General features: G+C 70.1%; 17 protein-coding genes. 12 read left to right on the forward strand and 5 right to left on the reverse strand.

Annotated elements, in window-relative coordinates:
• From ACIQUT_RS32150 to ACIQUT_RS32165, 4 genes are all read right to left on the reverse strand, one after another.
• The gene (locus ACIQUT_RS32150; RefSeq protein WP_403568130.1) at nt 1-600 is read right to left on the reverse strand and encodes a TlpA family protein disulfide reductase; all 600 of its coding nucleotides are present in this window, start codon (nt 598-600) and stop codon (nt 1-3) included.
• A gap of 12 nt (nt 601-612) precedes the next feature.
• Entirely contained in the window at nt 613-1,146 is a 534-nt protein-coding gene (locus ACIQUT_RS32155) for a MauE/DoxX family redox-associated membrane protein (RefSeq protein WP_403568132.1), read from the reverse strand.
• A 102-nt stretch (nt 1,147-1,248) separates the two neighbouring features.
• Complete coding sequence (locus tag ACIQUT_RS32160) at nt 1,249-1,422, reverse strand: hypothetical protein (RefSeq protein WP_403568134.1); 174 nt, start codon at nt 1,420-1,422, stop codon at nt 1,249-1,251.
• Nucleotides 1,423-1,555: 133 nt separating this feature from the next.
• Nucleotides 1,556-2,734, reverse strand: coding sequence for a serine hydrolase domain-containing protein (locus ACIQUT_RS32165; RefSeq protein WP_403568135.1), 1,179 nt, complete (start codon nt 2,732-2,734; stop codon nt 1,556-1,558).
• A gap of 295 nt (nt 2,735-3,029) precedes the next feature.
• Here ACIQUT_RS32165 and ACIQUT_RS32170 point away from each other — a divergent pair, with 295 nt between their 5' ends.
• On the forward strand, nt 3,030-3,821 hold the full coding sequence (locus tag ACIQUT_RS32170; RefSeq protein WP_403568137.1) for a MarR family transcriptional regulator: 792 nt from the start codon (nt 3,030-3,032) through the stop codon (nt 3,819-3,821).
• A gap of 28 nt (nt 3,822-3,849) precedes the next feature.
• Here ACIQUT_RS32170 and ACIQUT_RS32175 read toward each other — a convergent pair whose 3' ends face one another.
• Nucleotides 3,850-3,993, reverse strand: coding sequence for a hypothetical protein (locus tag ACIQUT_RS32175; protein ID WP_403568139.1), 144 nt, complete (start codon nt 3,991-3,993; stop codon nt 3,850-3,852).
• Nucleotides 3,994-4,301: 308 nt separating this feature from the next.
• Between ACIQUT_RS32175 and ACIQUT_RS32180 the strand changes: the two genes are divergently transcribed.
• The 11 genes from ACIQUT_RS32180 (at nt 4,302) to ACIQUT_RS32230 (ending at nt 14,656) form a co-directional block, all read left to right on the forward strand.
• Nucleotides 4,302-4,628, forward strand: a complete 327-nt coding sequence (locus ACIQUT_RS32180) for a hypothetical protein (RefSeq protein WP_403568141.1) — start codon at nt 4,302-4,304, stop codon at nt 4,626-4,628.
• 537 nt (nt 4,629-5,165) lie between these two features.
• Complete coding sequence (locus ACIQUT_RS32185; RefSeq protein ID WP_403568143.1) at nt 5,166-6,374, forward strand: aspartate aminotransferase family protein; 1,209 nt, start codon at nt 5,166-5,168, stop codon at nt 6,372-6,374.
• A gap of 34 nt (nt 6,375-6,408) precedes the next feature.
• On the forward strand, nt 6,409-6,618 hold the full coding sequence (locus tag ACIQUT_RS32190; RefSeq protein ID WP_403568145.1) for an MbtH family protein: 210 nt from the start codon (nt 6,409-6,411) through the stop codon (nt 6,616-6,618).
• Nucleotides 6,615-7,631 carry a 2,3-diaminopropionate biosynthesis protein SbnA gene (gene sbnA, locus ACIQUT_RS32195; protein WP_403568147.1) on the forward strand — a complete coding sequence of 339 codons (1,017 nt, stop codon included), beginning with the start codon at nt 6,615-6,617 and terminating at the stop codon, nt 7,629-7,631. The genes ACIQUT_RS32190 and sbnA overlap by 4 nt, the downstream gene beginning before the upstream one ends.
• Nucleotides 7,624-8,649: a 2,3-diaminopropionate biosynthesis protein SbnB gene (gene sbnB, locus ACIQUT_RS32200; RefSeq protein WP_403568149.1), complete on the forward strand. Its 1,026-nt coding sequence runs from the start codon at nt 7,624-7,626 to the stop codon at nt 8,647-8,649. The genes sbnA and sbnB overlap by 8 nt, the downstream gene beginning before the upstream one ends.
• A 2-nt stretch (nt 8,650-8,651) precedes the next feature.
• Nucleotides 8,652-8,792, forward strand: a complete 141-nt coding sequence (locus ACIQUT_RS32205; protein ID WP_403568151.1) for a hypothetical protein — start codon at nt 8,652-8,654, stop codon at nt 8,790-8,792.
• Entirely contained in the window at nt 8,793-10,358 is a 1,566-nt protein-coding gene (locus tag ACIQUT_RS32210; RefSeq protein ID WP_403568153.1) for a DUF885 family protein, read from the forward strand. It begins immediately after the preceding gene.
• A complete protein-coding gene (locus ACIQUT_RS32215; RefSeq protein WP_403568155.1) occupies nt 10,355-11,614 on the forward strand; it encodes an MFS transporter in 1,260 nt (419 codons plus the stop codon). The genes ACIQUT_RS32210 and ACIQUT_RS32215 overlap by 4 nt, the downstream gene beginning before the upstream one ends.
• Entirely contained in the window at nt 11,611-12,441 is an 831-nt protein-coding gene (locus ACIQUT_RS32220) for a formylglycine-generating enzyme family protein (protein WP_403568157.1), read from the forward strand. Before ACIQUT_RS32215 ends, ACIQUT_RS32220 begins: the two co-directional genes overlap by 4 nt.
• Nucleotides 12,442-12,466: 25 nt before the next feature.
• The gene (locus ACIQUT_RS32225; RefSeq protein WP_403568159.1) at nt 12,467-13,543 is read left to right on the forward strand and encodes an amidinotransferase; all 1,077 of its coding nucleotides are present in this window, start codon (nt 12,467-12,469) and stop codon (nt 13,541-13,543) included.
• Nucleotides 13,544-13,660: 117 nt separating this feature from the next.
• On the forward strand, nt 13,661-14,656 hold the full coding sequence (locus ACIQUT_RS32230) for a cupin-like domain-containing protein (protein ID WP_403568161.1): 996 nt from the start codon (nt 13,661-13,663) through the stop codon (nt 14,654-14,656).
• The last annotated feature ends 29 nt before the right edge of the window (nt 14,657-14,685 follow it).

Genomic DNA, 14,685 nt, shown 5'->3' on the forward strand with positions numbered 1-14,685 from the left:
TCACAGGCCGACGGCGGTGGCGGCGGGCCGCGTACCGGTTCCCGACAGGCTGCCCGCCTGGCGCAGCCGGGCGGAACTCACCTCCGAGCGGAGCACGGTGCCTTCCGGAGAGACGACCAGGTAGGTGGGGAAGATGCTGACCCCCAGATCCGCGACGAGGTCGGCGGCCGGCCCGGGACCGTCGGCGGGCACCAGGGTGGCGAGGTCACCCAGCTGCTCGCGGTAGAGCTCTGCCTCGGAGGCATCACCGTGGATCACCGAGACCACCCGGTGCCGGGGCAGCCCGGTGCTCTGCAGGTAGCGGCGGTAGTCGGGCAGCTGCTCCTTGCAGCCGGCACAGCCGACCGCCTGGAAGGTGAGGATCCAGGGTCCGTCCTCGGGGTCCGTCGGCAGCTCGACACGGTCACCGCTCACATCGGTGAGCGCCGGTCGGGCCGGGACCACGGCTCCGACCGGAACGACGTCCGGCCGCCTCCGGCCCAGCAGGCCTTCCTGGACCATCGGGTCCAGGAGCTTCTTCACCCGCAGGGCGACGGCCAGGGAGAGAGCGCAGCTCGCGGAGGCGAGGAGCAGCGCGAGGAGGGTCACAGAAGTCAGCACGGGACGCACCTTTCAAGAACCCGGGCGCAAGGAGGTCCGGAAGAACGTCAGAACATCGGGCAGGTAGAGCAGCACCGCGCCGGTGACTGCGGCCGGTGCGGCCAGCACCGCGTACTCCACGGCCCGCGGTGCGGAGTCAGCCCCGGCCAACGAGGCGGCGAGCAGGGCGGTGGCGAGTGCCAGCAGGAGGCCGTTGCGCAGGAGGTGGACGCCGGAGGCGGCCTGATCATCGCTGCTTCCCGCGCATCCGCAGGGCGCTCCGCTGCCCTGGGCGATCAGCCGGGCGAGGTACACGGTGAACCCGGCGAGCAGGACGAGCGCCAGTGCGGATCCCGCCCGTGCCGTGCCGGGATGCAGGAGCGCGGCCGCGGCGAGGACTTCGGCCGCCAACGCGACGGCGGACACGAGCCCGGCGACGCCGCGCGGCAGGAGCACGGTCGTCTCCACATGAGCACGGAAGGCGGCGAAGCCGCGGGCCTTGGGCACCGCTGAGACAGCGAACACCGATGCGAGCACGAGTTGGCCGAAGAGGAGGGCACGGGTCATGGTTTCGCCTGGAAGCCGGGCTCGGCTGCCGCGCCCGTGGGACGCGGCAGCCGAAGGCACGCTGATGTGGACAGTCCGGGGGCCTGCGGCCCCTGGGCGGTTCTAGTTGCAGCGCATGCGGCAGTCCTCCCAGATGCAGCACCACTGCCCGTACACCTGCTTGCCGGACGTCTTCATCACCCTCCAGCACTCCTTGGCGCAGCCGGCCGAGGCGGTGGTCTGCGGCAGCACGGCCTCGACGGCCTTGGCGGCGAGACGGCGGACGCTCCTGGTCATGGTGTTCTCCTTCGGTTCTGCGGTGAGGCCCTTCTCGCCTCGACCCCCGAAGGTTTTCAAGCAGTGGTGTCAGAAATCTGTCGTTGTCCTGTCACCGTCCGACGGACACGACACTGCGCGACGCCGGCGGTTCCTACCGGGACCCGGTCGGGCAGAACTCGGCGGTGAGCAGGGCTTCGAAGACGCCGAGGCCGCTCCAGTCGCCGTTGACCTGGCTGGTGAGCAGGTGCTTGCCGTCGCGGGACCCCATGGCGTACGTCCATGAGCCGTACGTCGCCCCCGCGTTGCCCCAGAGCGTGGCGCCGCACGGCAGCGTCCGGGAGAACACGCCGAGGCCGTAGCGCGTGCCGGGGATCCACGGGACGGGGCCTTCGGTCTCGACGGTGGTGAACATCTCCCGCTGCTGCTCGGCGGGCAGCAGGCGTCCGCCGAGCAGCGCGCCGAAGAACCGCTGCAGGTCGCCGGTGGTCGAGACGACGGCGCCGGCGGCCCAGGCGAAGGACTGGTTCATCTCGGTCGCGTCGTGGATCGCGGGCCGGTCGTCGGTGGAGAAGAGGGTGGAGTAGTGCCGGGGGTGCCGGCCGCGGATCGCCGGCTCGGTGTCCGGCAGATACGTGTGGTGCAGTCTGAGCGGCCTGAGGACCAGCCGGTCGAGCTCCGCGCCGAAGGTCAGGCCCGTGGCCTTCTCGACGATCATCGCGGCCAGGATGTAGTTGGTGTTGGAGTAGAGGAAGGCCTTGCCGGGGGCGAAGAGCGGCGGGTTGGCCAGGCCGATCCTGACCAGCTGCTCGGGCGTGTAGGTCGCATGGCGGTTGCGGAACCACTCCGCGCCGACGCCCTTCTTGAAGAACTCCGCATCGTTGCCGTAGTTGAAGACACCGCTGGTGTGGTTGAGCAGCTGCCGCACGGTGATCTCACGGCCGTCGTAGCCGTTGCCCGCGACCAGGCCGGGGAGCCACTGCTCCACCGTGTCGTCCAGGCCCAGCTTGCCCTCGGCCACCAGACGCAGGACCACGGCGGCAGTGAAGGCCTTGGTGGCGCTCCCGATCCGGAACTGCTCGGACGGCCCGCGCTTCTGCCCGGTTGCGGTGTCGGACGCGCCCGCCGAGCCGAACCACCTCCCGCGGCTGTCGCCGACCTCGGCGACGATGCCCGGAGCACCGCCCTCGACCACGGCGTCGTCGAGGGCCCGCTGCACCGCGGCATGGCCGGAAGGGGACGGAGCGGCCGCCGCAGGGGTGGCCAGGGCACCGCCGGCCAGCGCCATCGAGGTGAGGAGTAGCCCGGCCTTGGCGGAGAAGGAGCTGGTCATGTCATGCGTCCTTTCGGAGGGTCGGCGTGCGGGGTGGTGCAGAAGGCTCCGCTGGTTTGCGGATGGCTGAAAGCTAAATTGCTTTCACTGATTCGTCAATTGAATCGCACCGTCAATCCTTAAATATGCAGGTGGGAGTCGGTCTCATCTTGCAATGGCAATGAAGCTGAAGGTAAAAGTGGCCGGCAAGTACTTGCAATGAGGTGTCTCTGAACGCAATAGTGGCCCCACCGGAAGTCATGACGACGACGAAGACGAAGACGAAGACGACGACGAGGATGAGGAGGCGACGCCGATGCCCGGAGGCAGGCTGACCCACCAGGACCGGCACGCCATCGCAGAGGGGCTGTCGGAGGGGCTCACCTACACCGAGATCGCGGGGCGCCTGGACCGACCCATCTCCACGGTGACCAGGGAAGTGGCCCGCAACGGCGGCCCCGACGGCTACCGGGCCGACGCGGCGCACCGGGCGACCCAGGGGCGGGCGCGCCGCCGCAAACCGGACGGGACCCCCGACCCTTCCGCGCCGGCCTCCGCCACCGCTCCCCACGGGCGCGATCCCGAGGCCGTTCGGCAGTTGGAGGAGCAGTTCACCGCGATGATGGTCGGCACGGGTCTACCGCGGATGACGGCCCGCGTGCTGACCTGCCTGTACGTCACCGACGACGGCAGCCTGACCGCCGCCGAGCTCGCACAGCGCCTGCGGGTCAGCCCCGCCTCCGTCTCCAAGGCCGTCGGTGAACTCGAACAGCAGGAACTCATCAGGCGCGAACGCGACCCCCGCCGACGGCGCGACCGGTACGTCATCGACTCCGACGCCTGGTTCCGCGGCTGGATGGCCAGCGCCCGCCAGAACACCATGCTGGCCGACTTCACCCGGCAGGGCGCCCGGCTCCTCGGCGCGACCACTCCTGCCGGGACACGCCTGCAGGACATCGGCGACTTCTTCGAGCACGTCGGCCGGGCCATGGTCCGGGCGGCCGACGAATGGCAGCAGGCCTACGCGCGCACACCAGGGCGCCCGCGAAAGAAAGACGGCACGGGCGCGGGGGCACCCGGAGACGTCGCGCAGCCCGACACCCGGTGAACGCGATCGCCCCGGAAGGGGGCCTGGCTCAGGCGAGGGCGTAGGCCGTGATCACGGAGACCACGGCGATGGCTCCTGCGGCGAAGAGTGCTGCGACCACGGCCAGGAGGGCGATACCGGCACGTTCAACGCCGAGCCGGTGGTCGGCGGGCTTCCATTCACGCTGGTGCATGCCCTCAGCCTGCAGCAAGAGGTTCGCCATGGCCTGAGTACCCGTACTCATCCATCCGTCAACAGGCCGCGGGATGCCGTGTGACAAGCCGAACGATAGGATGAAAACGGCATCAGGCCTCACGGACTGCGCCGGCGACCGGACCGAAGCGCGATCCATGTGGGGCGACATGCGCACGGCGTAACGGTGCGAGACCTCCCCGGAGTCCTGCGAGACCTTCCCCCGGAGTCCTGTGCGGCCGCTGCCGCGGGTACCGGAGCCGTCACGCCCCACCGGCCGCACCGCCAACGCCCAAGGCAGGTTGAATGATGAACCGGACACGTCGTCTTGCAGCACTCACGCTCCTGGTCGCCCCTGCGCTCGCGGTGGGCCCCGCGGTCGCCGCACACGCCTCGACCACGGCCGCGCCCGGGGTCGCGTCCGCCGCGACGTGCAAAGTCGAAGTGGACTCGGCCGGCAAGTACCACCTGTGGGGTGAAGGGTTCCCCAGCGGAACGGTGACCTACACCGGATCCGCCTCGGGCACCGTCCCCACGAAGGAGGGAAGGTTCGACGTCGGCGGCCTCAGCGGGAGCAAGTACGTCGTCAAGGCGGCCAACGGGACCACCGTCAACTGCACCGTGCTCCACTCCTGAGGTCACCCCGTCTGTGCGACCGGGGCCGAGGGACGCTGCCCCGAGGACAGGACGGACGCACGCACGCAACGCATTGGACACCGATATTGGCTTGAAGTTGCCCCTATGGCTCTGCGGGGCCGGATCGGCTCCGTTCTCACCGAGATGATCACCGGCTTCGCGACGCGCCCGTTTCGGTGTTCGTCTTCTGCCGCCTGGCCTCCGCGCGCCGGCCGGGGGTGAGCCGCCCCGTGGTTTTCGCCCCCCGGCGGGGATTCCACGGGCGTCCGGGGCGGACGCTGCGGCAGACACCCCCACCGGGGTGCGATTTTCATTCCGCGAACCCCCTGACCAGGGTGGCCGGCCGTTCACTCCGCCGTCGCGGGGCGATCCGTCGGCCACGGCGACGGAAGTGACTGTAGTGGTCAAGTGGGGCTTGTATGGCTGGAGTTACCCCGTTGACTGGGCGGACTTCACTGTGCCTAGCATGCCGAAGACGGCGGCGGGCAAGCTCACGTGTGGCATGCCCATCGGAAATGCGAGTCGGGGATCTGGGGGATGATCGCAATTTTTGACGCTGTCGAATCGGCCGTCCGGAGTTATTGCCGGACCTGGCCCGTGGTTTTCGACCGGGCCGAGGGAAGTTGGATCACCGATGAGAGCGGCAACCGGTATCTCGATTTCTTCGCGGGCGCAGGGGGTGTCAACTACGGGCACAACAATCCACTCCTCAAGGACGGACTGCTCGACTACATCACCGACAACCGCGTGGTGCACTCCCTCGACATGAGCACGTCCGCCAAGCGGGCTCTGCTGGAGGCGCTCACCCGCTACCTGCTCGGACCGCGCGGCCTCGACTACCGCGTCCAGTTCACCGCCCCGACCGGCGCGGCCACCGTCGAGTCCGCACTCGAACTGGCCCGGAAATTCACCGGGCGACATCTCGTGCTCGGGTTCGAGAACTCCTTCCACGGCATGAGCCTCGGCGCCATGACGGTGAGCGACAACCCGATCAGCCGGTCGGCCCACGGCGCCTCGCCGGCCAGGCAAGGGCAGGTGCCGCTGGTGCACGGCGAGCTGGACGGGCTCGCCGAGGTGTTCGCCGAGAAGCGGCCGGCGGCGGTGATCGTCGAGACCGTGCAGGGCGAGGGCGGCGTCAACGTCGGACCCGCCGAGTGGCTGCGCGGGTTGTCGGCGCTGTGCCGCGAGCACGGCGTGCTGCTGATCGTCGACGACGTCCAGGTCGGCTGCGGCCGCACCGGCCCGTTCTTCAGCTTCGAGTCCGCCGACGGCGTCGTGCCGGACATCGTCTGCCTGTCCAAGTCCATCGGCGGCTACGGGCTGCCGCTCGCGCTCACACTGATCCGCCCCGACCTGGACGTCTGGTCACCCGGCGAGCACAGCGGCACCTTCCGCGGCAACAACCTCGCGTTCGTCACCGCGGCCAAGGCACTCGAGACGTACTGGGCCGACGAAACACTGGAGAAGGACACCCTGGCCAAGGGGGACCTCGTCCGGGAACGGCTGGCCGAGCTGACCGCCGGCACCCCCTGGGGCGTCCGGGGCGCCGGACTCATCAACGGACTCGAATTCCCCACGGGCGAGCAGGCCCGTGCGGTGTGCACCGCCGCGTTCGAACGCGGCCTGCTGGTGGAGACGGCGGGCAGGCACGGCCAGGTCGTGAAGCTCATGCCGCCGCTGACGACCACCGTGGACGAGCTGGAACAGGGACTGGACCTGCTGGCCGCTTCCTGCACCGCCGCATGACAACGCCTCTGCTGACAAATCCGATTCTGGGTGGGTGACATCAACCATGTTCGACGACGAGAACGCCGAGTACTTCGTGGTGGTCAACGAGGAGGAGCAGTACTCGCTGTGGCCCGCGGACCGCGAGCTGCCGAACGGCTGGCGCGCGGACGGGCCGGCCAGGTCGCGAGCGGCGTGCCTGGACCACATCGAAGCCGTGTGGACGGACATGCGGCCCAAGAGCGTCCGGGAAGCGAGCGTGTGAGCGAGGCCGCCGGCGGAACAGCGGGTCTGCGCGTCGTCACGGCCCCGTACGAGCCGCTCGAGAACCAGGTCTACGTGGACCTGCGGCCGGCGTTCGGGCACGACCTCAAGCTGCGCGTCGAGGGCTTCAACTTTGCGGGCTCCCTGAAGCTGCGCGCCGCGGCCGGGCTGGTGGCGGCCGCGGAGCAGAGCGGACGGCTCAAGGACGACTCGATCCTCATCGAATCGTCGTCCGGGAACCTCGGCCTCGCGCTCGCGGTGATAGCGGCGAGCAAGGGCTTGCGGTTCGTCTGCGTCACCGACCCGCGCTGCAACCCGAGCACGCTGAACCTGCTGCGGTCGCTCGGCGCCGAACCGGTGGTCGTCACCGAACAGGACGGGAACGGCGGGTACCTGCAGACCCGGCTGGACTACGTCCGGGCCCGGAGCAAGGAGGACCCCCGGTACCTGTGGCTGAACCAGTACGCGAACCCGGCCAACTGGATCGCGCACTACGAGACCACGGCGCCCGAGATCGCGAAGGAGTTCCCGGACCTGGACGCGCTCTTCGTCGGCGTCGGGACCGGGGGCACGGCAACGGGTTGCGCCAGGTACTTCCGGGACAACGGCGGGGAGGTGAAGGTGATCGCGGTGGACGCGGAGGGCTCGGTGAGCTTCGGCGGCGCACCGGGGCCGCGTTCCATCCCCGGTCTCGGGGCCAGTGTCCGGCCGCCGCTGCTGGACCCCGACCTGTTCGCGGACGTCGTGCACGTCGCCGAGGAGGACACCGTGCGGCGCTGCCGCGAGCTGGCCCGCAGCGGGTTCCTGTTCGGCGGCTCCACCGGGACCGTCGTCAGCGGCGCGCTGCGCTGGCTCGGCGAGAAGGACCCGCAACGGAGGCTGCGCGCCGTGGCGATCGCGCCCGACCTCGCCGACCGGTACGCCGACACCGTCTACGACGATGCGTGGGTCGCACAGCGCTTCGGCGCCGGCAGCCCCGCGCTCCGCACGAATCGAAGGACAGGGCATGGCTGACACCACCACACCGCGGCCCTTCGTGGTGATCTCCGGCAAGGCGGTGCACGACGCCGTCCACGGCTGCGAGAGGGAACTGATCGACCTCGTCGAGCACGGCTACCGGCTGCACGGCGAGGGCGGGACGGTCAACCCGCCGTCCTACTTCCTGCGGTTCCCGGACGAGCCCGCCAACCGCATCATCGCGCTGCCGTCGTCGGTGGGCGGTGACGTCGCGGTCTCCGGCATCAAGTGGATCTCCAGCTTTCCCGCGAACGTGGACAAGGGCATCCCCCGGGCATCCGCGGTCGTCGTGCTGAACGACCGGGAGACCGGCTACCCGCTGGCGTGCCTGGAAGGCTCGATCATCAGCGCGGTGCGCACGGCCGCGTCCGCCGCGCTCGCCGCCGTCAAGCTGGGCGCGGGCCGCCCGGAACCCAGGAAGCTCGGCATCGTCGGCACCGGCCTGATCGCCCGGTTCGTGCACACGTACCTCAAGGCGGCCGGGTTCGAGTTCGAGGAGATCGGCCTCTTCGACCACAGTGCCGAACACGCCCGGGGCTTCGCCGGCCACCTGGAACGCGCCGGCGCCGGCCGGACGAACGTCCACGAGGACATGGAAGGCCTGGTGCGGACGTCGGACCTGCTGCTCTTCGCGACGACCGCGGGCACACCGCACGTCGAGGACCCCGGATGGTTCGCACACCACCCGCTGGTGCTGCACGTGTCGCTGCGGGACCTCTCGCCGGGAGTCGTGCTGGACAGCTGCAACGTCGTGGACGACGTCGAACACTGCCTCAAGGCCTCCACCTCGGTACACCTCGCCGAGCAGGTCGCGAACAACCGCGACCACGTGCACGCCACCCTGCACGAGGTGCTGACCGGGGCGTTCACCCCGCCGAAGGACCGCACCGTGGTGTTCTCGCCCTTCGGGCTCGGCGTGCTGGACCTCGTCGTCTCGCGGCACGTCTACGACCGCACCGCCGACGGCGTGGTCGTCGACGACTTCTTCCATGAGCTGTCCCGATACGGAGGATGAAGATGATCCTGTCCCAGCTTGTCGACGCGGAACAGCTTGATTCCGTGTCCAACGAGGAACTGCAGACGATGCTGCAGGAAGTCGACAACGAGGTCGCGTTCGAGGACGAGGACGAGGACGAGGACGAGGACGAGGACGCGTAGGTGTTCACTGTCGACCGGTACGGTCTGCCCGCTGCCGAACCGGACACCCGCGCGGTGTCCGAGGCGGTCTCGTCGCTGTTCGCGTGCCACCCGCACAAGGCGAGGCTCGCGGGTGCGCGCGCATACGACGGCGTGCTGCCGGGCACGGGCCCGGGCCCCGCCGCGTGGGCGTCGTTGGCCGTACGGCTGGACGCGGTGGACTCCGACGATCCGGAAGAACGGGCCGACCTGAGTGCCGCGGCACGACTGGTCGAAGCCGAGCGGTTCCGGGCCGAGGAACTGCGCACGGCCCACACCGATCCGCTGGGACCGCTCGCGGAGACCGACGTCGACGTGTACCTGGACCTGCCGGCCGCGCGGCGGGACGAGGCGCTGGCCGCGCACCTGCGCGCACTGCCCGGCTACCTCGACGGCACCGCCGGGCAGCTGGACGACAGGCTGCCCGCGGGGCTGCGGCTGCGCGCGGCGGAACGGGCCCGGGGCTCCGCCGCGTACCTGGAAGGCGAACTCCGGGCGGCGCCGGGCGCCGAGGCGGCCGCCCGTGCCTTACGGCGCTATGCCGCGACGGTGTCCGACGCCAAGCCGATCGCCGCGCTGCTCGGCCCGGAACGCCTCGCCGGCCTGCTGCGCGCCCAGGAAGGCATCGAGTCCCCGGTCGAGGAACTGCTGGCCGAGGCGCGCGACGAGGTCGACCGGTGTGCGGACGAGCTGGACCGGAGGTCCCGCGCCCTGGGGGGCACGGTGGCCGAACTGCTGAGTGCGCAGGCACTGCGCGGTCCGGTGCTGGACACGACGGAGGCGATCGTCCGGCGGCTGCGCGACTTCTGGCGGGATGCCGACCTGGTGACGGTCGACCCCACCGGGCTGCCGGAGATCCGGCGGATGCGGCAGCTCGACGGCACGGCCGCCGTCGAGATCGTGATCTCCGGCCCGCTGGAGGAAGTGCGCAGGCCCCACGTGCTGTACGTACCCGACCCCGACCTGGCGTCGGGCGGCCCGAGCGCACGGGTGTGGCGGCAGTACCTCAACGAGCCGATGCTCGAAGTCATCGCCGTGCACGAGACGTTCGCGGGACACTACCTGCACGCGAGGACGAGCGAGAGCTCGCGCAGCATCGTCCGCACCTGCTTCCGCAGCAGCGGGTTCACCGAGGGCTGGGCGCACTACGCCGAAGAACTCGCCGTCGAACACGGGCTGGCCGACGGGCGCCCCCTCGTGGAGCTGGCGCAGCTGCGGACCGCGCTCGTGTCCGCGTCCCGACTGCTGATCTTCCTGTCCGTCCACTCGCGGCGGTGGAAGTTCCAGGAGGCGGCGGAACACCTCGTGCGCGTGTGCGGGTGGGCGCCGCAGGAGGCGACGCGCGAGGCGCTGATCGTCCCGACCGACCTCGACTCCGCCATGTACTGCCTCGGCAAGCTGGTGATCCGGCGCTGGCGGGCGGAGGCGGGCGGTGAGCTGAAGACGTTCCACGACAGAGTCCTGCGGGCGGGCTTCGCCCCGCTGGCAACCGTCGGGGAGTACTGGTCGGCCCGATCGGCCGAGGCCACAACAGGAGTTGCCAAGTGAAGTCGAGTTCGGGCGGGGATTTCCTCAAGCTGTGGGTGGGGCAGGGGGTCAGCCAGTTCGGCACCCAGGTCTCCATGCTGGCGATCCCCACGCTCGCCATCCTGGTCTACCACGCGACGCCCTTCCAGGTCAGCGTGATCGGTGCCGCCCAAGTGGTGCCGTTCGCGCTGTTCGCGCTGCCGGCGGGGACGCTGGTGGACAGGTGGCCCCGGCGCAGGACGCTGATCGTGTGCGACGTCGGCCGCGCGCTCGCCTCCGGCGGGCTGGTGCTCGCGTACCTCGCCGGATACCGGGAGATGTGGGTCATCTACCTGGCGGCCGTCGTGACGGGCACGTTCACCGTGGTGTTCGACATCGCCTACCTGTCGCTGGTGCCGCAGGTCGTCGGGGAGAAGGGGCTGCTCGGCGCGAACGCGAAGCTCAGCGCCACGGACTCGGTCGCCGAGACCGCCGGCCCCGCCATCGGCGGCGCGCTGGTCGCCGCGATCGGTCCGGCCAGGGCGGTGTTCGTCGACGCCCTGTCCTATGCGGTCTCCGTGGTGGCGCTGCTCCTCATGAAGACGGAGGAGGAAGCCAGGAACAAGCCGAAGCTCGATGCGCGCACGATGCTGGCGGAGATCCGCGAGGGGCTCCGGTTCGTGGTCGGGCACCCGGTGCTGGCGCGGCTCGCGGTGGCGAACTCGACCTTCGACTTCGGCGTCGCGATCTTCCAGTCCGTGTACCTGGTCTTCCTGTACCAGACGCTGGACTTCTCGCCGTGGCAGGTGGGTCTGCTCGCGGCGGTCACCGGAGTCTCGAACGTGCTGGGGGCCATGACGATCTCCCGGGTGGTCGCGCGGTTCGGCCTCGGCCCGACGCTCGTCTGCTCGATCCTGGCGGGCGGTGTGGCGTACCTGTTCATCCCGCTGTCGCAGATGGGCGCCGCGATCGCCGTGATCGTCGTCATCAACGTGATCGCCGGCTTCACCAACGCCTGGTACGACATCAACCAGTACACCTTGCGGCAGACGGTCACACCGGACCACCTGCTCGGCCGGGTGAACGCGACGATGCGCATGATCTTCTCGGGTCCCCGGCCGCTCGGCTACCTCCTGGGCGGCGCTCTGGCCGTGTGGACGAGCGTGCCGACGACGATCTTCCTCGGTGCGCTGGTGTCCACCGTGTCCGCGGTCTTCGTCTTCTTCGGCCCCATCCGGGACGTGCGTGCGCCGAGCGCGGACGAAGAGGACGAGGAACAGGAGGCGGCGGCGACATGACCGATGCGGGGGGAAGCGACGTGCGCACAGAATTCGACTGGGTCCGGATCCCGGGCGGGCCCTTCACCATGGGCCTCGACCGTGTGCGCCCGGACGGCACACCGGACCCCGCCTCGCCGGCCCACGAGGTCGACGTGCCGGGGTTCCGGATCGCCCGCTCGCCCGTGACGGTCGCCGACTTCTCGCGGTTCGTCGCGGCGACCGGCTACCGGTCGACCGCCGAACGGGCCGGCCGGAGCTGGGTGTGGGTCGGCGGCGAGGACACCACCACACCCGGCCAGGACGACCTGTGGCTGGAGGTCGAGGGCGCCGCATGGAGCACGCCGCGCGGCCCGGGCTCCGGCATCGCGGCGAAGGACGACCATCCGGTCACCCATGTGAGCCGGGTGGACTGCCTCGCGTTCTGCGCGTGGGCGGGCGTCCGCCTGCCCACCGAGGCGGAGTGGGAGAAGGCCGCCCGCGGCCCGGACCGGCGGATGTACGCGTGGGGGAACGACGAGCCGACACCGGACGTCTGCAACCACAGCATGTTCGTCGGCGACACGACCCCGGTCGGGAAGTACCCGTCGGCCTCCGGCCCCTTCGGCCTGCACGACATCGCGGGAAACGTGTGGGAATGGGTGTCGACGGGCTGGCACCCGTACCCCTTCCGTGCGGACAGGACGCAGCTGCTGAAGACCAGGCAGGGCGCCCGGGAACTCGGTGTCGTGCGCGGCGGCTCCTTCTTCAACGACTGCAACCCCGCCACCATGCGGGTCACCCTGAGGCTGTACTCGCTGCTTCTTTACACCTGCTACGACGTGGGATTCCGCGTGTGCGCGGCCTGACCGCTCCGAAGGAATAGGGAAGACATTGTCTGTTCGTCCAGAGGGAACCGCTCCTGTCGTCAACTCCTACACCGAATGGGATCCGCTGGAGGAAGTCGTCGTCGGCAGCCTCGTCGGCGGCGTGTTCCCGACCTGGCAGGAGTCCATGGCTCCGACCCTTCCGCACGACTCCGTGCGGATCTTCCGGGAGCAGGGGGGCACGCCCCTGCCCGCGGAGCACGCCGCCGCGGCCGAGGAGGAGCTGAGCCAGTTCGCGGCCGCCATGGAGGCACGCGGAATCAAGGTCGTGCGGCCGGACTTCGCCGACCAGACGAAGCGGTTCGGCACGCCCGAGTGGGAGAGCGGCGGCAACTCGTCCGGCATGCCCCGCGACCTCCTGATCGTCGTCGGCGACACCATCGTGGAGACGCCGATGTCGTGGCGCTGCCGCAAGCACGAGGTGGACGCGTTCCGCGGTCTGATCAAGTCCTACTTCCGCCGCGGCGGCGGCTGGCTCGCCGCGCCCCAGCCGGAGTTGACGCAGGCGCTCTTCGACGGGGACTTCGACGAGGAGACCGAGACGGGCTACGCGATCACGGAGTTCGAGCCGGTGTTCGACGCGGCCGACTTCATGCGGTTCGGTGACGACCTGGTCGTGCAGCGCAGCCACGTGACGAACGAGTTCGGCATCGAGTGGATGCGCCGTGCGCTCGGCTCCCGGTTCCGGGTGCACCAGGTGCCGGTGAACGATCCGCACGCCATGCACATCGACGCCACGATGGTGCCGCTCGCCCCGGGGAAGCTGCTGGTGAACCCGGACCGGTACGTGCCGCACCCGCTGTTCCGCGACTGGGAGATCCTCGAGGCGCCGAAGCCGGCGCTGGGGCCGGACTGGCCGATGTACTTCTGCAGCCCCTGGCTGAGCATGAACGTCCTGTCCCTGGACGAGAAGACCGTCGTCGTGGAGCGCCAGGAGAGGCCGCTGCTGGACGCGCTGACCGACTGGGGCTTCACCTGCGTGCCCGTGGACTTCCGGCACGTCTACAGCTTCGGCGGCTCCTTCCACTGCGCCACCTTGGACGTGCGGCGCCGCGGCCGGGGAGGCACCTATCTGTCGGTGTAGCCGAACGCACCGGACCGCCTCGGACTGCTGGGACCCCTCGGACTGCTGGGACCCCTCGGACCGCTGGGGCCCCTCGGACCCCGCGAACCCGTCGAACTGCTTGAACGGAGGCTCATGATGGACACCGGCGTGGCGCAGGCGGAGCGGGCAGCTCCGGGAAACCTGCTGCGCGACAGGCTGCGCTCCCAGGGCGTGGACGTGCGCCCGATCCCGCGGCTGACGGAGGCGACGCCGTCCGACCTGCAGTGGGCGATCAGCGAGGCGCGCAGCCCGATGCTCTTCGCCGGGCTGATCGACGCGTGGCCGGCAGTGCGGAACTGGACGCCGGAGAGGCTTGCGGAGGACCACGGCGACAAGCAGGTCACCGCGTTGATGGGCCTGCCGACCAGCGGCGTGCTGTACCCCGGCGACCAGCACGACTACGAGAAGGAGCTGACCTTCCGCGAGTTCCTGGAGGAGATGCTCGAAGAAGCGCCGAAGCCGCCGTGCTACCTCGCGCACGTACGGGTCGAGGAGATCCTGCCACCCGGGGACTACGACTTCCGGGCGCTGTTGGACCCGGCCCAGGAAGCCGTGGACACCCGGGCGTGGATCGGGTCGGCCGGCACGAGGTCCATGCTGCACTCCGACCTGAACGACAACCTCTTCGTCCAGATCTGGGGTGAGAAGGAGGTCGTGATGATCCCGTGGGACCAGACGGCCGCCGCCTACCCGTTCCCGGACAACATCGTGAACAGCAGCCTCGACCTGGCCGCCGTGGACCTCCGGAAGAACCCGCTGCTGAAGGACGCGGCGCTGTACGGAACGACCGTGCGGCCGGGTGACGTGCTGTTCGTTCCGCGCGGCTGCTGGCACGACTTCCGCGCCCTCGCGCCGTCGGTCTCGGTGAACCACTGGTTCGGGCCGCCGATGCCGTTCCAGGAGTACGCGATGCAGGTCCTGAAGCTCGGCCCGGTGCACTGGGCCGCCGCGGTGCGGGACTTCGTGAAGCACGGCCTGCTGGACCGGCCGGAGCCGATGAAGTTCTTCTTCAGCCCCTCCAGCACCGGCAAGCGGCTGTACGACCTGGTGCGGCGGGGCGACTTCTCGTACGGCAACTCGGACATCAAGTAGCGATCCGGCGCCACAGGCGAGGGACCGAC

The organism is Streptomyces sp. NPDC090445 (assembly GCF_044769385.1).
In the GTDB taxonomy this organism is placed as follows: domain Bacteria; phylum Actinomycetota; class Actinomycetes; order Streptomycetales; family Streptomycetaceae; genus Streptomyces.

Excerpts from the sequence above, each read along its gene's own strand:
- ACIQUT_RS32155 (WP_403568132.1), bottom strand. The coding sequence starts at position 1,146 with ATGACCCGTGCCCTCCTCTTCGGCCAACTCGTGCTCGCATCGGTGTTC.
- ACIQUT_RS32160 (WP_403568134.1), bottom strand. The coding sequence starts at position 1,422 with ATGACCAGGAGCGTCCGCCGTCTCGCCGCCAAGGCCGTCGAGGCCGTG.
- ACIQUT_RS32230 (WP_403568161.1), top strand. The coding sequence starts at position 13,661 with ATGGACACCGGCGTGGCGCAGGCGGAGCGGGCAGCTCCGGGAAACCTG.
- ACIQUT_RS32220 (WP_403568157.1), top strand. The coding sequence starts at position 11,611 with ATGACCGATGCGGGGGGAAGCGACGTGCGCACAGAATTCGACTGGGTC.
- ACIQUT_RS32175 (WP_403568139.1), bottom strand. The coding sequence starts at position 3,993 with ATGCACCAGCGTGAATGGAAGCCCGCCGACCACCGGCTCGGCGTTGAA.
- sbnB (WP_403568149.1), top strand. The coding sequence starts at position 7,624 with ATGGCTGACACCACCACACCGCGGCCCTTCGTGGTGATCTCCGGCAAG.
- ACIQUT_RS32185 (WP_403568143.1), top strand. The coding sequence starts at position 5,166 with ATGATCGCAATTTTTGACGCTGTCGAATCGGCCGTCCGGAGTTATTGC.
- ACIQUT_RS32170 (WP_403568137.1), top strand. The coding sequence starts at position 3,030 with ATGCCCGGAGGCAGGCTGACCCACCAGGACCGGCACGCCATCGCAGAG.
- ACIQUT_RS32205 (WP_403568151.1), top strand. The coding sequence starts at position 8,652 with ATGATCCTGTCCCAGCTTGTCGACGCGGAACAGCTTGATTCCGTGTCC.
- ACIQUT_RS32180 (WP_403568141.1), top strand. The coding sequence starts at position 4,302 with ATGAACCGGACACGTCGTCTTGCAGCACTCACGCTCCTGGTCGCCCCT.
- ACIQUT_RS32165 (WP_403568135.1), bottom strand. The coding sequence starts at position 2,734 with ATGACCAGCTCCTTCTCCGCCAAGGCCGGGCTACTCCTCACCTCGATG.